The sequence below is a fragment of the Clostridium sp. CMCC3677 genome, assembly GCF_023845585.1.
GTDB lineage: Bacteria > Bacillota > Clostridia > Clostridiales > Clostridiaceae > Clostridium > Clostridium aquiflavi.
In genome coordinates, this window is record NZ_JAMQHS010000011.1 from 47836 (window position 1) to 66500 (window position 18665).

At 27.1% G+C, this 18665-nt stretch carries 15 protein-coding genes; 2 read left to right on the forward strand and 13 right to left on the reverse strand.

Translation table 11 applies throughout. From position 1 onward, the window contains the following. Positions 1–86: 86 nt before the first annotated feature. From NG901_RS13905 to murI, 4 genes are all read right to left on the reverse strand, one after another. The gene (locus NG901_RS13905; protein ID WP_252215737.1) at positions 87–755 is read right to left on the reverse strand and encodes a helix-turn-helix domain-containing protein; all 669 of its coding nucleotides are present in this window, start codon (positions 753–755) and stop codon (positions 87–89) included. 1 nt (position 756) lies between these two features. Then, the gene (locus tag NG901_RS13910; RefSeq protein WP_252215739.1) at positions 757–1125 is read right to left on the reverse strand and encodes a DUF3783 domain-containing protein; all 369 of its coding nucleotides are present in this window, start codon (positions 1123–1125) and stop codon (positions 757–759) included. 128 nt (positions 1126–1253) lie between these two features. After that, positions 1254–1778 carry a peptidylprolyl isomerase gene (locus NG901_RS13915; RefSeq protein ID WP_205449062.1) on the reverse strand — a complete coding sequence of 175 codons (525 nt, stop codon included), beginning with the start codon at positions 1776–1778 and terminating at the stop codon, positions 1254–1256. A 138-nt stretch (positions 1779–1916) separates the two neighbouring features. After that, the gene (gene murI, locus NG901_RS13920) at positions 1917–2693 is read right to left on the reverse strand and encodes a glutamate racemase (RefSeq protein WP_252215742.1); all 777 of its coding nucleotides are present in this window, start codon (positions 2691–2693) and stop codon (positions 1917–1919) included. A 316-nt stretch (positions 2694–3009) separates the two neighbouring features. Here murI and NG901_RS13925 point away from each other — a divergent pair, with 316 nt between their 5' ends. Together NG901_RS13925 and NG901_RS13930 are read left to right on the forward strand one after the other, a co-directional pair. Then, complete coding sequence (locus NG901_RS13925) at positions 3010–4902, forward strand: type I glutamate--ammonia ligase (protein ID WP_252215744.1); 1893 nt, start codon at positions 3010–3012, stop codon at positions 4900–4902. A 256-nt stretch (positions 4903–5158) separates the two neighbouring features. Then, positions 5159–6268: an HD-GYP domain-containing protein gene (locus tag NG901_RS13930; protein ID WP_252215746.1), complete on the forward strand. Its 1110-nt coding sequence runs from the start codon at positions 5159–5161 to the stop codon at positions 6266–6268. A 48-nt stretch (positions 6269–6316) separates the two neighbouring features. On the opposite strand, the gene carB is transcribed toward NG901_RS13930, so the two are convergent. The 9 genes from carB to NG901_RS13975 form a co-directional block, all read right to left on the reverse strand. After that, on the reverse strand, positions 6317–9526 hold the full coding sequence (gene carB, locus NG901_RS13935; RefSeq protein WP_252215757.1) for a carbamoyl-phosphate synthase large subunit: 3210 nt from the start codon (positions 9524–9526) through the stop codon (positions 6317–6319). A 14-nt stretch (positions 9527–9540) separates the two neighbouring features. After that, positions 9541–10590 carry a glutamine-hydrolyzing carbamoyl-phosphate synthase small subunit gene (gene carA, locus NG901_RS13940; RefSeq protein ID WP_252215768.1) on the reverse strand — a complete coding sequence of 350 codons (1050 nt, stop codon included), beginning with the start codon at positions 10588–10590 and terminating at the stop codon, positions 9541–9543. A gap of 365 nt (positions 10591–10955) precedes the next feature. Further along, complete coding sequence (locus NG901_RS13945; protein WP_252215770.1) at positions 10956–12413, reverse strand: methyl-accepting chemotaxis protein; 1458 nt, start codon at positions 12411–12413, stop codon at positions 10956–10958. 83 nt (positions 12414–12496) lie between these two features. After that, positions 12497–13309, reverse strand: a complete 813-nt coding sequence (locus NG901_RS13950; protein WP_252215772.1) for an HAD family hydrolase — start codon at positions 13307–13309, stop codon at positions 12497–12499. Between the two features lie 507 nt (positions 13310–13816). After that, positions 13817–14587 (reverse strand): SDR family NAD(P)-dependent oxidoreductase, encoded by a 771-nt coding sequence (locus NG901_RS13955; RefSeq protein WP_252215773.1) that lies wholly within the window; start codon positions 14585–14587, stop codon positions 13817–13819. Between the two features lie 202 nt (positions 14588–14789). Continuing rightward, the gene (locus tag NG901_RS13960; protein WP_252215774.1) at positions 14790–16217 is read right to left on the reverse strand and encodes a PH domain-containing protein; all 1428 of its coding nucleotides are present in this window, start codon (positions 16215–16217) and stop codon (positions 14790–14792) included. Then, positions 16195–16701: a PH domain-containing protein gene (locus NG901_RS13965; RefSeq protein ID WP_252215775.1), complete on the reverse strand. Its 507-nt coding sequence runs from the start codon at positions 16699–16701 to the stop codon at positions 16195–16197. The genes NG901_RS13960 and NG901_RS13965 overlap by 23 nt, the downstream gene beginning before the upstream one ends. Positions 16702–16769: 68 nt before the next feature. Then, positions 16770–17210 (reverse strand): GNAT family N-acetyltransferase, encoded by a 441-nt coding sequence (locus NG901_RS13970; RefSeq protein WP_252215777.1) that lies wholly within the window; start codon positions 17208–17210, stop codon positions 16770–16772. Positions 17211–17370: 160 nt separating this feature from the next. Beyond that, complete coding sequence (locus tag NG901_RS13975) at positions 17371–18615, reverse strand: glutamate-5-semialdehyde dehydrogenase (protein ID WP_252215779.1); 1245 nt, start codon at positions 18613–18615, stop codon at positions 17371–17373. Positions 18616–18665 lie beyond the last annotated feature (50 nt).

An 18665-nucleotide genomic window follows, 5' to 3' on the forward strand; every position in this document is an offset into this window, starting at 1 on the left:
TTATATAATAAGTTTATGCCTATAAATTGATTAATTGACTAAAAAAAGTAGTTATATACTTTTACGTATATAACTACTTAATAAAACTACAGTTTTATTTCTATTCTTTCTAATTTTGCAATTATATTTATCTCTTTTATTTCAGTTGTTTCTGTAAGTAAACTACCACCATTGCTAATTAATAGAACTTTGGAATTTCCAAGACTTCTTATTTGTCTTATCTTTCTCTCACCTTTATAATCAATTAAGAAAATACCATTATTGCTAAATTCTTTAACCATATGTGCAAAAGCTAAATCTCCCTTTAAAATTCTAAATCCAGACATATCATCGTTTTCTATTTGAAGATAAAGTACCTTATCTTGTGGATATCCTTCAACTTTATTAGAATGAACAGTTAATTCTCTTGTACCTTTAGTATTAGATAATGAATAATTGTATATAGGTACATTTTTTATGACTGAAGCAAATGCATCAGTCCATACTTCTGATTTTTCTACCTTAGTATTAACTGATTTTTTTAAAGTTTCTTTTTCTTTCATCAATTCTTCATCAGTAACAACCATATTTATATCATTCAAATCAGTTTTTAAGAATTTAGATACTCTTTCTATAAATGCTTCATTAGCTACTTTTCTTCCTAATTCAATGTCATTTATATACTTTTCTGCTACACCGAGCTTTTTACCTAATACCTTCGCTGATAATCCATTCTTTTCTCTTGCTTGTTTTATTTTTTCTCCTACACGGCTCACGTTATTCTCTCCCCTTTTGTTCCGCTTTATGCCATTCTCTTTCTTCAATTAAGTGTTCCAATAAATATTTAAGTGACCAATTACAAGAAACTGGCGTAGTTACAGCTAGTACTCCATCACTTGTAAATCCTCTTATATATTTTATCGCGCCCTTTAATTCACCTTCTGCAAATTTATTAAATATTATCATCTTTTCTTCCAGCATATCTTCTGGTTCTTCTACTTGTTCTAAGCCTGATATTAAATCTTTTATCTTAACATTGCCCATGTCCTTGTTAATTTTTATAACTTTTCCATAGCGTTGTTTTATTTTATTAATTTCATTATCCTCTAATCCGTATGCTAATATGCACTTAATATTAGGAATCATAATATCACCGCCTTCACTTATATATAAATTTGGCTACATTTTAGTAAAGTGTTGATACATGTATAAATTAATAAATTTAATTACATATATCAACACATATTTAAACTAAAACTTTTTTATTTTATAAACTATTCTTCAATTATTTCTGGTTCTCCATATGTTTCACCTTGAGTATCAACAGTCATCTTTTCAATAACTTGATCTTCATAAGGTCTGTCTTGCATATCTCTTTTTGCTGCAACTATTTCATCTGCAATTTCAATTCCTTCAATAACTTTACCAAATGATGCATATTGACCATCTAAATGAGGCGCATTTGCAACCATAAGGAAGAATTGGCTTCCTGCTGAATCTGGATGCATAGCTCTTGCCATAGATAATACACCTTTGCTATGTTTTAAATCATTTTTGAATCCATTAGATGTGAATTCACCCTTTATACCATATCCTGGGCCACCCATTCCTGTACCTTCTGGACAACCGCCTTGTATCATAAAACCTGGTATTACTCTATGGAATATTAATCCATCATAAAATCCTCTATTAATTAAATCAATAAAATTCTTAACTGTATTTGGAGCTATTTCTGGATATAATTCAGCTTTTATTGTTCCTCCATTTTTCATCTTTATTGTAACAATTGGATTTGCCATAAAAATTCTCCTTTCAAACATTACGATATTTAATATATTTAATATATTTATATAATATAAATATATATTTTCACTTAGTGCAATTTCATAACATATATTATTAGCTAAAATATTTGCATAAATTCATTTATATGCTAATTAAGAAATTTCTATTAATTTTTTAGAAAGTTCTATGGTCTTTTCGCTTCCATTTGAATTTATTATAGTTATACTACCTTGTTTCTCTTCAGTATTCAATAAATTCTTTTCTCCTAACCTTCTTCTTAATTCTTGAGAAGTACCAAGTCCACCATCTATTATAGGTATATCTTTATCAATTACTTTATATAATGTTTCTTTTATAAACGGATAATGAGTACATCCTAAAACAACTACACCTATATCATTATTTTTATATGGCTTAAACTTTTCTTTTAAGTATTCTTCTAATTCTTCTCCACTTAGTATACCATGCTCTATAAATTCAACTAATTTAGCACATGGTAATGATACTATATCATAATCTTCACCGTATTTTTCCATTAAAGATTTAAATTTTTTTTCCTTTAAAGTCATAGGTGTAGCCATTATTATTATGTTGCCTTTTCTATTATACTTAGTTGCTAATTTTAATGCTGGTTCTATACCTATTATAGGAATATTTTTATATTTACTTCTAACTAAATCTATTGCAGCACTAGTTGCAGTATTACAAGCAACTACTATTGCCTTTACATTTTTCTCTAATAATAATTCTACTGCATCAACTGTAAGGATTTTAACTTCTTCAACAGTTTTAATTCCATAAGGTGCATTTTTAGAATCTCCAAAATATATATAATTTTCATTTGGCATTAAACGAATAGCTTCTTTCATTACACTTAATCCGCCTACCCCTGAATCAAAAAATCCTATAGGCCTATTTTTTTTCTCCAAAGTGTTCACACTCCAATTTTCCTATATTATCTAATAAACATTTTATTACTTTATTAAAAATAAATCTATATTGAATTATTTTTTATGTATAATTTTATTTCATATTCTATTTACAATTATACTATAATTATTAAATTAAAAATTTAGCTTTAAATATATTGACAGTATAGTATACTTGTAATAGAATTTTTATAATTAATAAATACGAATATTTTTATGTTTTATTTATTGTTTGTTCGACATATATCAAAATTAAATCTAAATTGCGAAAGGATGTGAATAGCAACTTACAGAATTATCTGTAACTGCTTATTATATGAATAATTTACTTTATGTTATTAAAAAAGAGAATCATAACGCTAAAGATCTAAATGCAATATTAAATGAAAATAGCCAAATTAAGTTCGTCTCATTTGTTGGTATTGATTTATCTGGTAATGATACTGATGAAAAAATTCCAGTTAAGCTTTTCTTAGAAAATATAGATTCATACTTAAACGGAATTGCTGTTCAAACAGATGGTTCTTCAGTAGTATTGCCTGGTATTGCTACATTGAACAATGCTAAAGTTGATATGATTACTGATCTAGATAGCAAGTGGTTTGTTGATTATAACTTTAACTTTATAGACCATGAGACTAACAGACCTGTAGGTACATTAAGAATACCATGCTTCTTATACCATGATAACAAACCTGTTGATTCTAGACACATTCTTAAAGCATCTGTCTCTGCTGTTAAGGACACTCTATCTAACTTATTTAAAAACAAACCTGAACTTTTAAATATTTATGATATTACCCCTGATGATATAGATGATATAATCGTTACTTCTGCCACTGAATTAGAATTTTGGGTTAAAACACCTAATGAAAATGCTGAAGTAGAAGAATTATCAACGTCTCAAGTACTACATGAACATTATTGGACTAGAACAAAAGGAGCTGTTAGAACAGCACTTGAAGAAACACTTCTTTTAATGGAAAAATATGATTTTGAACCTGAGATGGGTCATAAAGAGGTTGGTGGAGTAAGAGCTAAATTAAATTCATCTGGTAATTTTGATCATGTTATGGAACAAATAGAAATAGATTGGAAGTATTCAGATGCACTTCAATCTGCTGATAATGAGTTATTTGTAAGAATATTAGCTCAAGAAACTTTCAGAAGAAATGGTCTTGAAGTAACATTCATGGCTAAACCAATAGAAGAAGTAGCTGGATCTGGAATGCATACTCATTTAAGTATTAGTTTAAAATTAAAGAACGGAAAAATAATAAACATATTTAATGGTCCTAAAAATCACTTCTTAAGTGTAATAGGATATGGGGCTATAATGGGAATTCTTAAAAACTATGAAGTTATGAATCCATTTATTTCTTCAACAAATAATTCACTTAAGAGATTAAAACCCGGATTTGAAGCACCAGTATGTATAGTAACTTCACTTGGTAAGAGTCCTGAAAATCCATCAAGAAATAGATCTATCTTAGTTGGATTAATTAGGGATTTAGATTCTCCTTTAGCTACTAGATTTGAGCTTAGATCTCCAAATCCACATTCGAATACTTATATTACAATGGCAGTTTCTTATATGTCAATGCTAGATGGTATATTATATGCTGTAAACAAAACAGAAGATGAATTACTTGCTGAATTATCAAAGAAACCAGGTGAAGATGCCGATTATCTTGAAAAAGAAAGAGCTTATAGAAGTGAAGCAGATGTATTTGAAGACTTCTCAGAAGATGAAAGAAATAAATTCTTTGGTATAGCTCCTGCAACTATTTATGAAAATTTATCACAATTAGATAAATACCCTGAAAAAGTTGAAATATTAAAGAAAAATAATGTAATGACATCAGAAATAATAAATAGCTTTAAATTAGCTATATTACAAAGATGGACTACTGAAATTATTCACAGAATAATTAATAATTACATTAATGAAATAAGATCATTTTCATCACTTCATTCATTAGATAAAGCTTTAGACTTAGATGTGTCTAACTGGATGAAAATAAATGATCTAAGAATGTATATAATGAAAGATACTTATACTACTAAAAGTTTATTTACAAGAATTAAGATAGCATTTGTAAGTAAAGATTACGCAAAAGCATCAGAATTATATATTGAACTTGAAGATAAAATGAGACTTCTTAGAAATTTATATTCTTCTTATAGAAAAAATCTTTTAGATATATAAACAAAGTTGTATTTAAATGATACTTAAAATATAAAACTTAATAATCTTAAGTATTTTCTAAATAAAAAATGGGTGATAAAGTTTGTGCTTTTTCGCCCATTTTTTATTGCAAGTTTTGTCTAAATATCCTATATATGATATAATAAAGTGTAATTGTTTAACAAAAAACTTTTTTCTATATTCTGATATAATTATATACTTATTTGAATTTATGGGAATAATATTATATTATAATATTAATTATGAGGTGCTAATCATGCGTTTAATACCAATTGAATGTGTAAAAAAAGACACTATATTAGGTAAAACTATATATGATTCCGAGGGTAGGATTTTGTTAAAAAAGGGTGTAAAATTAACGCAACCTTTAATACAAAAAATCAAGCAGTTAAGTATACTTTCAATATATATAATCGATGAATATAGTGATTATGAAATAGAAGATATAATAAAACCTGAACTACGTCAAAAAGCTATTAGAATTCTTAAAGAAACATTTAATGATATTCAAAGAGTTTCTTCACTTCATAGCTTTGAAAAATGCTCAATTAATAATTATTCAAAACATGAACTAAAATATTTTGAAAATATAAGTACTATCTCAGAAGAATTATTAGATAATATATTATCTAATAAAAATTTATTAATTTCTTTAGTAGATATAAAAAATATGGATAATTATACTTATCAACACTCTGTAAATGTAGCTGTTTTATCTTTAGTTTTAGGAATAAGTTTAAAACTCCCAAAAAGAAAGCTAATTCAATTATGTAGTGGTGCATTGCTTCATGACATAGGTAAAACATTTATAGACAAAGATATACTATTAAAGCCTGGTAAATTAACTCCTGAAGAATTTGATGTTATAAAAAAACATCCTGAAAGAGGATATAATTTTTTAAGCAATTTATATAATATTAATTCTAATAGTAAATTAATAATATTACAGCATCATGAACGAGTAGATGGCTTAGGTTATCCTTTCGGATTAAGTGAAAATAAAATTAATTATATGGCTAAAATAGTAAGCATTGCAGATGTATATGACGCTTTAACGTCTGATAGACCATATAAGCGTGCTATGTATCCTGGTGATGCATTAGAATACATAATGTCTAACTCAGGAACTTTCTTTGATTATGAAATGGTTAAAGTATTTTCTAGAGTTATAATACCGTTCCCAAATGGAACTATAGTATGTTTAAGTAATGGTGATGTTGGCATAGTTGAAGAGACTTTTCCAAATTATCCTCTTAGACCTCAAATAAAAATATTAAAAAGTGATAACAAGAAAATTATTGGATCTCGTATTAATTTATTGACTGAATTGTCAATAGTAATATCCAGTATAAAATATGAAGCATAAAAAAATGTTACAATAATTAAATTGTAACATTTTTTACTTATAACTTATTTATTTAGCTATATCAAATACTTCTAAGTTCTTACTTTTATCAAATTCTTCTAATTCAACATCTGCAATTGCTCTTAGTGTATCTAATGCAGTAATAACTCCTAAATTTCTCTCAACAGCTGCTCTTCTAATTAAGAAACCATCTCTCTTAGAGTCATTACCTTTAGTTGGAGTGTTAACTACTAAATCAACTTCTCTATTTTTAACTATATCTAAAATATTAGGCTTTTCTTCATCTATCTTACGAACTTCTTCTGCATATATTCCTTCTTCTCTTAATAAATTGCATGTTCCTATTGTTGCTATAAACTTATAACCAACTTTAGCAAGATCCTTAGCTATCGGTAAAAATTCTGCTTTATTATGCTTATTAATTGTTGCGAGTATTTTGCCTTTTTCCTTTGATGGATACATATTAGCACCTACAAAACCTTTATAAAGAGCTTCTTTTAAATTTCTACCTACTCCTAAAACTTCTCCTGTTGATCTCATTTCAGGCCCTAAGCAAACTTCTACATTCGGTAATTTCTGAGTTGAGAATACTGGAACTTTAACTGAAACTAGTTCTGGTTCTTTATATATATCTACTCCATATCCTAAATCATTTAATTTAGCCCCCATCATAACTTGTGTAGCTATATCAACAATTGGTACTTTGCTAACCTTACTTATATAAGGTACCGTTCTTGATGCTCTTGGATTAACTTCAATTACATACAAGTTTCCTTCAAACTCTATGAATTGAATATTTATCATTCCTTTTATTCCTATTGCTAAAGCCAACTTCTTAGTATATTCTAAGATTTTCCCCTTAATTTCATCACAAACATTTTGACTTGGATACATAGTTACACTATCCCCAGAGTGAACTCCTGCTCTTTCTAAATGTTCCATTATGCCTGGTATAAGAATATTTTCCCCATCAGATATAGCATCTACTTCTATTTCTCTACCCATTAAATATTTATCTATAAGTATTGGATTCTTTTTATCTTTTGCAAATGCATTAGTTAAGTAGAAAATTAATTCTTCTTCATCATGAGTTATTTCCATTCCTTGACCACCAATTACATAAGACGGTCTAACAAGTACTGGAAATCCTAATCTTTCTGCTTCTTCTAATCCCTCTTCTACTGACCATATACCTTTACCTTTAGGTCTTGATATATCTAATCTTTCTAATAGTTCATCAAATTTTTCTCTATCTTCTGCCATATCTATTTGATCTGCTGTAGTTCCTAAAGTCTTAATATTTTTTTCCTTTAAGAAATTAGCAAGTTTAATTGCTGTTTGACCACCAAATTGAAGTATTACTCCATATGGATTTTCCTTTTCAATTATATTTAAAACATCTTCTTCTGTTAATGGTTCAAAATATAACTTATCTGATATATCAAAATCAGTACTTACAGTTTCAGGATTATTATTTACTATTATAGTTTCAATATCAAGTTTCTTTAATGCTTTTACACAATGAACTGATGCATAATCGAACTCAATTCCTTGACCTATTCTTATTGGACCTGACCCTATTACTATTACTTTTCTTCTGTTTGATACTTCAACTTCATCATATTGTTCATAAGTAGAATAGTAATATGGTGATAATGCTTCAAATTCTCCTCCACAAGTATCAACCATTTTATATGATGGTTTTATGCTCCAAATATCTCTTAATCTATATATATCTTCTGGACTTACCTTTAACATATCTGCTATTGCTTTATCAGAAAAACCTTTTTTCTTTAAGTTTTGTAACCATTCTTTATCTAAATCTTCTATCTTGCTTAATTTTAATCTTTGTTCTTCTTCAACTATCCATTTAATTTTTTCTAAGAAGAATTTATCTATACCAGTAATTTTATTTATTCTTTCAATCATGTAATCACGTCTTAACATTTCTGCTAAAGCGAATATTCTTTCATCATCTGGTTTCATTACCAACTCTTTAAGTTCTGACATACTATGTTCTTTAAATTTTTTATGATCTAAAGAATATTTTCCTATTTCTAAGCTTCTTATTCCTTTTAAAAATGCTTGCTCAAAATTAGCTCCTATAGCCATTATTTCTCCGGTTGCCATCATCTTAGTTCCAAGCTGTCTATCAGCACCAAAGAATTTATCAAAAGGCCATTTTGGTATTTTTATTACAATATAATCAAGTGTTGGTTCAAAACATGCATATGTCTTTTGAGTTACAGCATTTTTTATTTCATCTAATCCATATCCAAGAGCTATTTTAGCTGCAAGTTTTGCAATAGGATATCCTGTTGCCTTTGATGCTAAAGCTGAACTCCTTGAAACCCTAGGATTAATTTCTATTACTGCATATTCAAATGTATTCGGATTTAATGAAAACTGAACATTACATCCTCCCTCTATACCTACAGCATTTATTATATTTATAGATGCTGTTCTAAGCATTTGATATTCCTTATCCGAAAGTGTTTGTGACGGTGCAACAACTATACTATCACCTGTATGTATACCCACAGGATCTATGTTTTCCATATTACATACGGTGATGCAGTTTCCATAAGAATCTCTCATTACTTCATATTCTATTTCCTTCCAGCCCTTAACACTTTTTTCAAGTAAAACTTGACCTATTGTGCTTAATTGAAGACCTGATTCTAGTATTGTTCTTAACTCTTCTTCATCATCTGCAATACCGCCACCAGATCCACCTAATGTGTAAGCTGGTCTTACTATAACTGGATATCCAATTCTACTAGCAAAATCTATACCTGCTTGTAAGTCAGTAACAATTTCACTTTTTATAACTGGTTCTCCTATTCTGTTCATCATATCTCTGAATAGCTCTCTATCTTCGCCTTCTTTTATAGATTCAATAGATGTTCCTATTACTTTTACATCATATTTTTCTAAAATGCCTGAATCATGTAATTCTACAGCAAGGTTAAGTCCTGTTTGACCTCCCATTCCTGCAAGTAAACTATCTGGTCTTTCTTTCGCAATAACTTTTTCAATAAATTCTAACGTTAAAGGCTCTAGATATACCTTATCTGCAACTTCTTTATCAGTCATTATTGTTGCTGGATTAGAGTTTATTAAAACAACTTCTATTCCCTCTGATTTTAAAGCTTCACAAGCTTGAGTTCCTGAATAGTCAAACTCAGCTGCTTGACCTATAACTATTGGACCTGATCCTATAACTAAAACTTTTTTTATATCTTTATTTAATGGCATTTATCTTCATCCTCCTATAGTGCATATTTTAAAAATTTATCAAATATATATTCGCTATCCTTGGGACCCGCTGATGCCTCTGGATGGAATTGGACTGAGTATATTGGTAAAGTCTTATGCTTTAATCCTTCTACAGTTCCGTCATTTATATTTACATGAGTTACTTCAACATCTTCTGGTAATGTTTCTACTACATAACCGTGATTTTGAGAAGTTATATGAACTATATTTTCTTCTAAATCTTTAACTGGATGATTGCATCCTCTGTGACCAAACTTTAGCTTTGTAGTTTTTCCACCTAAAGTTAATGCTAATAATTGATGTCCTAGACAAATACCTACAATAGGCTTTTTACCTACTATTTTTTTTACATTTTCTATAACAAAATCTAAATCCTCTGGATCTCCAGGTCCATTAGACAAAAATACTAAATCTGGATTAACACTTAAAATTTCTTCTGCACTTGCTGTTGCAGGAAATACTGTTAACTTACAACCTCTTTTTTTGAAATTAGTTATTATATTTTGTTTTATTCCAAAATCCATTATAGCTATATGTTTTCCACTTCCGTTAATTACATACTTTTCTTTAGTAGTAACATTCTTTACTGCTTCTTTATTAGAAAAACTAGCTATTTTTTCTTTTATAGATTTATCATCTAAATCTTCTAATGCAATGATTCCTCTCATTGTTCCACTGTTTCTTAAAACCTTAGTTAAAGCTCTTGTATCAATGCCCTCTAATCCAATAACCTTTCCTTGCTTTAAGAAATCTTCTAGTTCTAATTCACACCTAAAATTACTTGGTAAATTGCATTTTTCTCTAACGATAAATCCTCTAACCTTTATTGAATCTGATTCCATGTCCTCAAGATTTATACCATAATTCCCTATTAAAGGATAAGTCATAGTTACTATTTGACCATAATAAGATGGATCTGTAAGTACTTCTTGGTACCCTGTCATTCCAGTAGTAAATACTACTTCCCCAATACTTTCTTTTAAATATCCAAAAGCCTTACCTTCAAAAACCATACCATTTTCCAATATAAGCTTTGCTTTCATAATTAATCCTCCTTAATCTATGTTTTAAAATTTATATTTTTATATAAAATAAAAGGATACTAAAGAGACAACCATAAAAGAGAGCTCTTTACTATCCAAACATATTTATCAAGTATACTAATTGCTTTAAACAAAGCTGTATTATTTTTTTCTAACTCATAATATATCATAGAAATAGACTCCTTTCTGGCCTCACTGGACCAATTTAAAGTGTATCTTTAGACAGATATTTATTTATATATATTTACCTTGTTTCTTATTGTAGTTTATCGTACATATACTGTCAAGAAAAATAGATTATTTTTTATTTAAATATATTTACTATTATTTTTGACTATAACAATTTTATAAGAATAATTTACAAACTAATTATTATATACATTCTTGTTTGAAGAATCTAACTCTTTAGCAAGATTTATTATCTTTTTAAAATCATTAATTAAATCAACTGAGAGTTTTTCTGCTTTGCTGTAGATTTCTCTTATAGTATTATCATTAATATTTGATTTTAATCTTGATATTATGTCTCTTCCATAAGAGTGGAATACTTTGTGTTTTTCATCTATTTCATTCCAAATTACTAATATTTTTTCATTTTTAGGCTTCATAGAATAATAGAAATGTCCAAATCCACACTTATGTTCATTTACTTGAAGTGCTGATATTTCTCTATCATTAACAATTTTACTTAAAGTTTGTAGCCAGTTTTGATGAGCTGTAATTGCTTTATTAATTGTTTCTATAAACAAATTATTAGTTATCATATAATATTCATCATTAACTAAAGTACCTATTATTTTAGATGCATTATCTAAATCTTCTTCCATTAAACTTATGGGTTCTATAATGCTTCCTAACGTATTACTTATATCTTTTAATGCTATCGTATCCTCACCTAATTTTTCAATATCCTCATCAAATTTTCTCATACTAGTTGCTACTTCATCCATAGATGTATTTATTTCTTCACTATTAGCTGCAATAGATGTTATTGATTCATTTATATTATTAACACGCTCTCTATTCTCTTTACTTGTTTTAACAACTGAATCTAAATTTTGATTTAACTTTCCTAAAGAATCAACAGTATCATCAACACTAGCATTACTTTTATTAGATGCAGATTCAATATCAGTTATAAAATCAGACATACTATTAGTTAAATTTTTAGTCTCATCAGCTAACTTTCTTATTTCTTCTGCAACTACTGCAAACCCTCGTCCACTTTCTCCAGCTCTTGCAGCTTCTATTGACGCGTTTAAAGCCAAAAGATTAGTTTGTTCTGATATTTCACTTATAGCTTTTATGACATTTTGTACATTTTCTATTACATGAATTAAATTACTCATATCATCTTTCATTCCAATAGAATGAGATATTGCTGTGTCCGAAAAAACCTTTATTTCTAATAATTCATCCTCGCTTCTTTTTATGGAATCTAATAAAGTTGTAGAATTCAATGATAAATCAGATATTGATTGTGTCATATCAGTATGTGCAGCTGTTACTTCTTCTGATGTGCTAGATAATATTTCAGATGTGTTGGACACACTTTCCATTAATTCAGCTATTTCGCCAGTTACATATTCTATCTTTTCTTCTTTATCCTTTAAAGTTAAATCTAAATTACTCATCTGAATAACAGAATTTAAAACTAATCTAGTTATATCTTGAAATTTATCCTTACCACTATTCAATCTCATATGTATTGCTTTAACTTTATCTAAAACATCTCTATCTATTTTTATATTCTCTTTTGGTAATTTTAATCTAGAAATATTATTTATAACTTCACTTATAACCCTATTTTTATTATTAAACATATAAAACCTCTCCTTCTTAATATCCTTATATTAATTATCGTTTTTAATTTATTTCTTTTAACAAAATTTTGTAATTTAAGCTATTATTTTATGATATTATTATTAATCCACTTAATTACATAATCTATTGCATTCTCATCATTACTTGGTGCTATAAATTTCGAATTATTGATTAACCTTTCCGCTCCACTTCTAACGCAAAATCCATAGTCAGCTAATTTAACCATTTCAATATCATTCATATTGTCACCAATGGTTATTAGATTCTGTGATTTTATATTGTATATATCTACTAATTTTTCAATAGCTTTTCCTTTGGAAGTATTATTAGGTACTATTTCTAAATATCTAGCACCACTTCTTATTATATTTCCGTTACCATAATTCCTTATAAAGTTTTCTTCAAGTACATCTATTTCCTCTTCTTCTCCCACAATAAGAACCTTTGTCCATTTTTTATTCCAAACCTCTGTAGGTAAATTATATATAACTTCATATCCTAGTTTTGAAAATCTATCTGTATATTTACATGAAGAATAAATATATACTTTTTCCTCAGAATACACCTCAATTCCAAGAGTAGGATTATCATTTTTTACTAAAGTAATTGTATTTTTTCTCTCATCTTCTATAAACTTTTCATAAATAACTCTATTATTTTTATAATCATATATTTTTGCTCCATTATACAATATCACTGGTAAAGTAACATTTATATCATTTAAAAATCTCCCAGCTGATGCCACTATTCTTCCAGTAGCTAAAGTAAAGTTTCCACCCTTACTTATAAAATAATCTATTGCTTTTTTATTTTCATAAGATAACTTACCATCACTATCTAATAATGTTCCATCCATATCTGAAATTAACAAACATCCATAAAAAAATTTCTCCATAATTTCCCCCTAATTACTACTTGCTATTAAAAAATACTAACCCAACTTATTATTATCTTAGTATAAGTAATATTTTAAAACTATGTTGATATCTGCATAAGTAAAGTGGACTGAGTAATTGAACTTAGGAATACTAAAATGAGTATAGTCCCATTTTAGCTTGCTCCCAATATAAAATTTAGACAAGCAGTAAATGTGGTTATTAAAAGGAAACTCGACTTCGCTGAGTAAGTTCGAGAAACAAAATATAAAATTGCACTGTGTGAAAGTTCGTGTTCCCAAATATAAAATTTGGACACTTACTTTTGACTCTCACTTAACGATTCTCAAAGTCCAATTACAATGCCACTTTACCTATTGCAGATATCAACATTCTCCTAAAACATGATTCTATTTTATATGAGCAATATTTTATTATAAAGACGGACAGGAATTGGAATTTATTTTTAAATTTCTTAAAGTAAATTCCTCTATCCAGTGAGCCTTATTCTAAAATATCATCTTAACTTAAGCATTATTTTTTAATATTATCTTCCTACTTATTGATCTTGGAATTAATTTAGTTCCCCATACTAATAATTTATTTTTATATCCTGGAATTATAATAGCTTTTCCTTTAAAAAATTCTTTATATGCTATTTTAGCAACTTTATCTGCATCCATTAAATACTTTTTAGCCTTTTCAGATTTCTTTATTCCAGCCTTACTTTGAAAAGATGTTTTTACAGGTCCGGGGCATACACAACTTACATTTACTCCTAAATCTTTTACTTCTTCATGCAAAGCTTCAGTTAGTGATAACACATATGCCTTACTAGAATAATACATTACCATCTTAGGTCCACCAACAAATGCAGCTGTTGAAGCTATATTTATTATTCCGCCATGATTTTTTTCTACCATTTTTTCTATAAAATATTTCGTTAAATTTGTTAAAGAAACTATATTTATATTTATTAAGTTTTCTTCAAATCTTGATTCACCTTTGTGGAAAAATCCAAATGATCCTATTCCCGCATTATTTATTAAATAATCCACAGTTATATTTTTTTTATCCACAAATTCAAATATTTCTTCACAAGAATTGTGGATAGATAAATCTACAGATAAAATATCAACATCCACTTTATACTCGTTTTCTATATAATTTTTAACTTGTAATAACTTTTCTTTATTTCTTGCTACTATAAGCAAATTACAGTTATCTTTAGCAAACAATTTAGCCAATTCTAATCCTATACCTTCTGTGCCACCAGTAATTAATGCATGCTTTCTCAAATTCTTAACATCCTCTTTCTGTACAATAACTTAATTTAAATCAGTATTAATAATATTAAAATTAAATAACTTTCTTTATAAAATTTATTGATTATATAATATAATGTTTTTTTAATTTATTAATAAAATTATATCAAATAACATAATTATAATATATTAAAAAATGTGTAGATTAACCATATTAAATCTACACATTTCATCTCTATAATATCTCTTCATATTTCTTTATATCCATATTCTTTATTTCTATTGTCTCACCAAAAGAACTTGTAGCAATATCTATCTTATAGTTGCATATATCTCTATATCTTTGAAGTATTGACTGTTTAACCTGTAATGATTGAACTTTAAACTTTCTTATTATATAAGTATTTTTTATTCTTGAACCATTTGTTAATAAAATATTATTTTCTTCTATTGCTATCCCATTATTTAAATAATCAATATAACCTAATATAATTTGAGAAGTACATAATATTAATGACAAAATAAATTTAAAACTATTTATCATATATAACTTAGGTAAAAATTGCTTAGTTAATAAAATTAATATTAAAGAAACCACTATAGAAACTATACATCTCTTAAATATAAATCTAAAAATTGATTTTTTAGACGCTTTATCTATATCTTTAGTTATCTTATATTCTGGTAAAAATTCATTTATAAATTTATCTTTTTCTGAACCTTTTAAACTTGGAAAAAGTAATGAATTTGTTTCATCATCACCTATAACTATTGCTTCAATTTTATATAAATCCAATAATTGTTGTAATAAATTTTGTTTTAATTTTAATCCTTGAATTTTTTCTAATGATATAGAATATTCTTTTAAATCAATTGTTCCATACCTTATATTAAAAGAATCTTCGCTTCTTATAATTTTAAAATTACCATATTTTAAAATTTCTATTCCTATAGAAATTATTGTTGAAAAAACATATATAAAAGCAAATATAAATAATAACTTCAACACTAAATCAAAAATAGTACCATTTAATATATAATCTTTTGCTGATTCTAAGTAGTTCTCAGCATTGTTAATAACTGATTTTTTAAATACTTTACTAAATTTATTTCCTATAATAAATAAAGCCATAATCCATCCAAATTTATTTTTTGTTAATGCATAAATTGCTATATCCTTATACTCTACTTGTAACTCTTTAACATTGCTATAAACATCTTCTTCATTGACATCTTGTCCTGATACAGCTTTTTGTATTAGTAACGCATATTCTTTTTTTACAACCAATTCAAATTCTGCTTCATTTAAAGTTGCATTACCACTATTTAATTTTAAAGTCACAGATCCGAGAATTCTATCTAAAATGGTTGTTTTTAAATCAACTGTAGTTATTTGTTTAAGCGGAATTTGTTCTTTTGTTTTTTCTATCATTCCTTTTACATAAACAAACATGTTATCTTCTATATAGAAATACTTACTTCTCCATAATAATATGGAATATAGCACAATAAAAAATCCAATTGCAAATGTCCAAATAATAAAATTAAAGTCTTCTTTTATTTTTATTAATGCAAATAGCAATATAAATATTAAATATATATTAGAAATTATACTTTTAATTATATTGCTCCAATGCCCTCTATAAATTTCTGTTTTTCTCATTAAATTCTTCAACCTTTTCTTTTATTTTATTATTTAAATATTCACCTATCTCTTCTGCAACTTTAACTTCTATATTAGGTATTTCATGCGATCCCCCAGCTGTAAAGATTTCAATATTAGCAAGTCCTAGTCTTGAATTTATAGGACCTCTATTAATTTTTATGTGCTCTATTTTTATTATTGGTACAATAGTTCTTTTTTTAGTAAAAATTCCTTGAGTAAAATCAATTTTGTCACTAGTAAGTTCATATATCCATGTTTTATATTCTATTATTGGATTTATAATAGTATCTATGATACATAATAGTCCTATTATCGATATTCCTAGTAAAATATATTTTGAATTTTTCACTATCCACTGAATCTCAAATTTAGATTCCATAATATAAAATACTATTAATGATATGAATAAAAATAATATTGTTCCAATACATCTTGAAATCACCCAAGATTTAATAGCATTTTTGTGTAACTTATTCCCCATATTTCCCCCTTGATGTTTTTCTATTTATAAAACACATGCTAGACTTATTATACAAATTAATTTTTCTCTTATAATTTCATTTTAACGTGTGGAATATCCACTTCATCATATACATCAGAAATTGTTTTAAACCCCACATTTTCATAAAGTTTTTTTACATACAATTGAGATGATATAACAATTGTCTCTTCATTAAGTTCATTTTTAAGAAAATCTACACTTTTTTTCATAAGTTCAAAAGCTATGCCTTTTCTTCTATATTCCTTTAAAACTAAAACTCTTCCTATTGAAGATTCATTATATGTAATTCCACTTGGAATAAGCCTTGAATAAGCAACTATTTTACCTGAATCCTTCAAAAATAAATGATAAACCTTTTTGTCTATATCATCAAAATCATTTTCTTGATATATCCTTTGTTCACATCCAAATATTTCATATCTAACTTTGCATATTTCATATAACTCGTCTAAAGTAAGTTCATTAAATTTTTTAATATTCCAATCCATAAAATTCTCCTTATCTTAAATTATAAATAAAGTAGTCAAAAAAATCTCTCATAAAATTCTTAATTTTTACTAAATTATCCATATAATAAAATACAATCATATTCGCTTTATATCTGAAAATACAAAACAAACATGATTGATTAATTTTAAATACATAATATTATCTTATTTGACCATTTCCATAAATAATATACTTTGTAGTTGTAAGCTCATTTAATCCCATTGGACCTCTTGCGTGAAGCTTTTGAGTACTTATTCCGATTTCTGCACCAAATCCAAATTCGCATCCATCTGTAAATCTTGTTGAAGCATTAACATAAACTGCTGCCGCATCAACTCTTTGTAAGAATTTTTGTGAATTTTGATAATTGTTAGTTATTATTGCCTCTGAATGTCCTGATCCATACTTATTTATATGTTTAATAGCTTCATCTATATTATCTACAATTTTGATACCAATTATAAAATCTAGATATTCCTTGCCCCAGTCTTCATCCGTTGCTTCTTTTATATCATTAACTATCTTCATTACTTTGCTATCGCCTCTTACCTCAACATTTTTATCCCTTAATGCTGAAATAATCTTAGGTAAAAATTCTTCTGCAATTTTTTCATTAACTAATAATTTTTCTTCTGCATTACAAACAGCTGGTCTGCTTGTTTTAGCATTTATTATTATATCTTCTGCCATCTTAAAATCAGCTTCTTCATCAACATAAACATGACAGTTTCCTACTCCTGTTTCTATTACTGGAACAGTTGCATTTTTAACAACAGCTTGAATAAGACCTGCTCCACCCCTTGGAATAAGAACATCTATATATTCATTTAATCTCATCATTTCATTTGCAATTTCTCTACTTGTATTTTCTATTAATTGAAGTGAATACTCTGGAAGTCCTGATTCTTTTATACCTTCACAAAGTGCTTTAACTATTGCTTTATTAGAATTTATTGCTTCACTTCCGCCTCTTAATATTACTGCATTTCCTGCTTTTAAGCATAAACCCGCTGCATCACAAGTAACATTAGGTCTAGCTTCATATATTATTCCTATAACACCCATTGGCACTCTTTGTTTACCAATTTGAAGACCATTAGGTCTCTTCCACATGGAAATAACTTCACCTATTGGATCATTAAGATTAACTAATTGATTTAATCCATCCGCCATATCTTCAAGTCTTTTTTCATCTAAAGACAGCCTATCAAGCATAGCCTTTGATGTACCTTTTAGAATAGCATTTTCTAAGTCTTTCTTATTTTCAGCAAGAATATACTCTTTATTTTCTAATAATTTTTGCCCCATTTTTATTAAAGCATCATTCTTTTCACTTGTTGTAGCATTCATAAGAACATATGATGCTTCCTTTGCTCTTTCACCTTTTAAAATCAACGCTTTCATTTCTATACCCCCAATTATTTTATTTTTTGTGTTATTTTTTCATAGCGTAC

What these genes read in the sequence shown, in the direction of transcription:
- NG901_RS13910 (WP_252215739.1), bottom strand. Translation starts at nt 1,125, where the DNA reads ATGATTCCTAATATTAAGTGCATATTAGCATACGGATTAGAGGATAAT.
- NG901_RS13915 (WP_205449062.1), bottom strand. Translation starts at nt 1,778, where the DNA reads ATGGCAAATCCAATTGTTACAATAAAGATGAAAAATGGAGGAACAATA.
- NG901_RS13925 (WP_252215744.1), top strand. Translation starts at nt 3,010, where the DNA reads ATGAATAATTTACTTTATGTTATTAAAAAAGAGAATCATAACGCTAAA.
- NG901_RS13930 (WP_252215746.1), top strand. Translation starts at nt 5,159, where the DNA reads ATGCGTTTAATACCAATTGAATGTGTAAAAAAAGACACTATATTAGGT.
- carB (WP_252215757.1), bottom strand. Translation starts at nt 9,526, where the DNA reads ATGCCATTAAATAAAGATATAAAAAAAGTTTTAGTTATAGGATCAGGT.
- carA (WP_252215768.1), bottom strand. Translation starts at nt 10,590, where the DNA reads ATGAAAGCAAAGCTTATATTGGAAAATGGTATGGTTTTTGAAGGTAAG.
- NG901_RS13945 (WP_252215770.1), bottom strand. Translation starts at nt 12,413, where the DNA reads ATGTTTAATAATAAAAATAGGGTTATAAGTGAAGTTATAAATAATATT.
- NG901_RS13950 (WP_252215772.1), bottom strand. Translation starts at nt 13,309, where the DNA reads ATGGAGAAATTTTTTTATGGATGTTTGTTAATTTCAGATATGGATGGA.
- NG901_RS13960 (WP_252215774.1), bottom strand. Translation starts at nt 16,217, where the DNA reads ATGAGAAAAACAGAAATTTATAGAGGGCATTGGAGCAATATAATTAAA.
- NG901_RS13965 (WP_252215775.1), bottom strand. Translation starts at nt 16,701, where the DNA reads ATGGGGAATAAGTTACACAAAAATGCTATTAAATCTTGGGTGATTTCA.
- NG901_RS13970 (WP_252215777.1), bottom strand. Translation starts at nt 17,210, where the DNA reads ATGGATTGGAATATTAAAAAATTTAATGAACTTACTTTAGACGAGTTA.
- NG901_RS13975 (WP_252215779.1), bottom strand. Translation starts at nt 18,615, where the DNA reads ATGAAAGCGTTGATTTTAAAAGGTGAAAGAGCAAAGGAAGCATCATAT.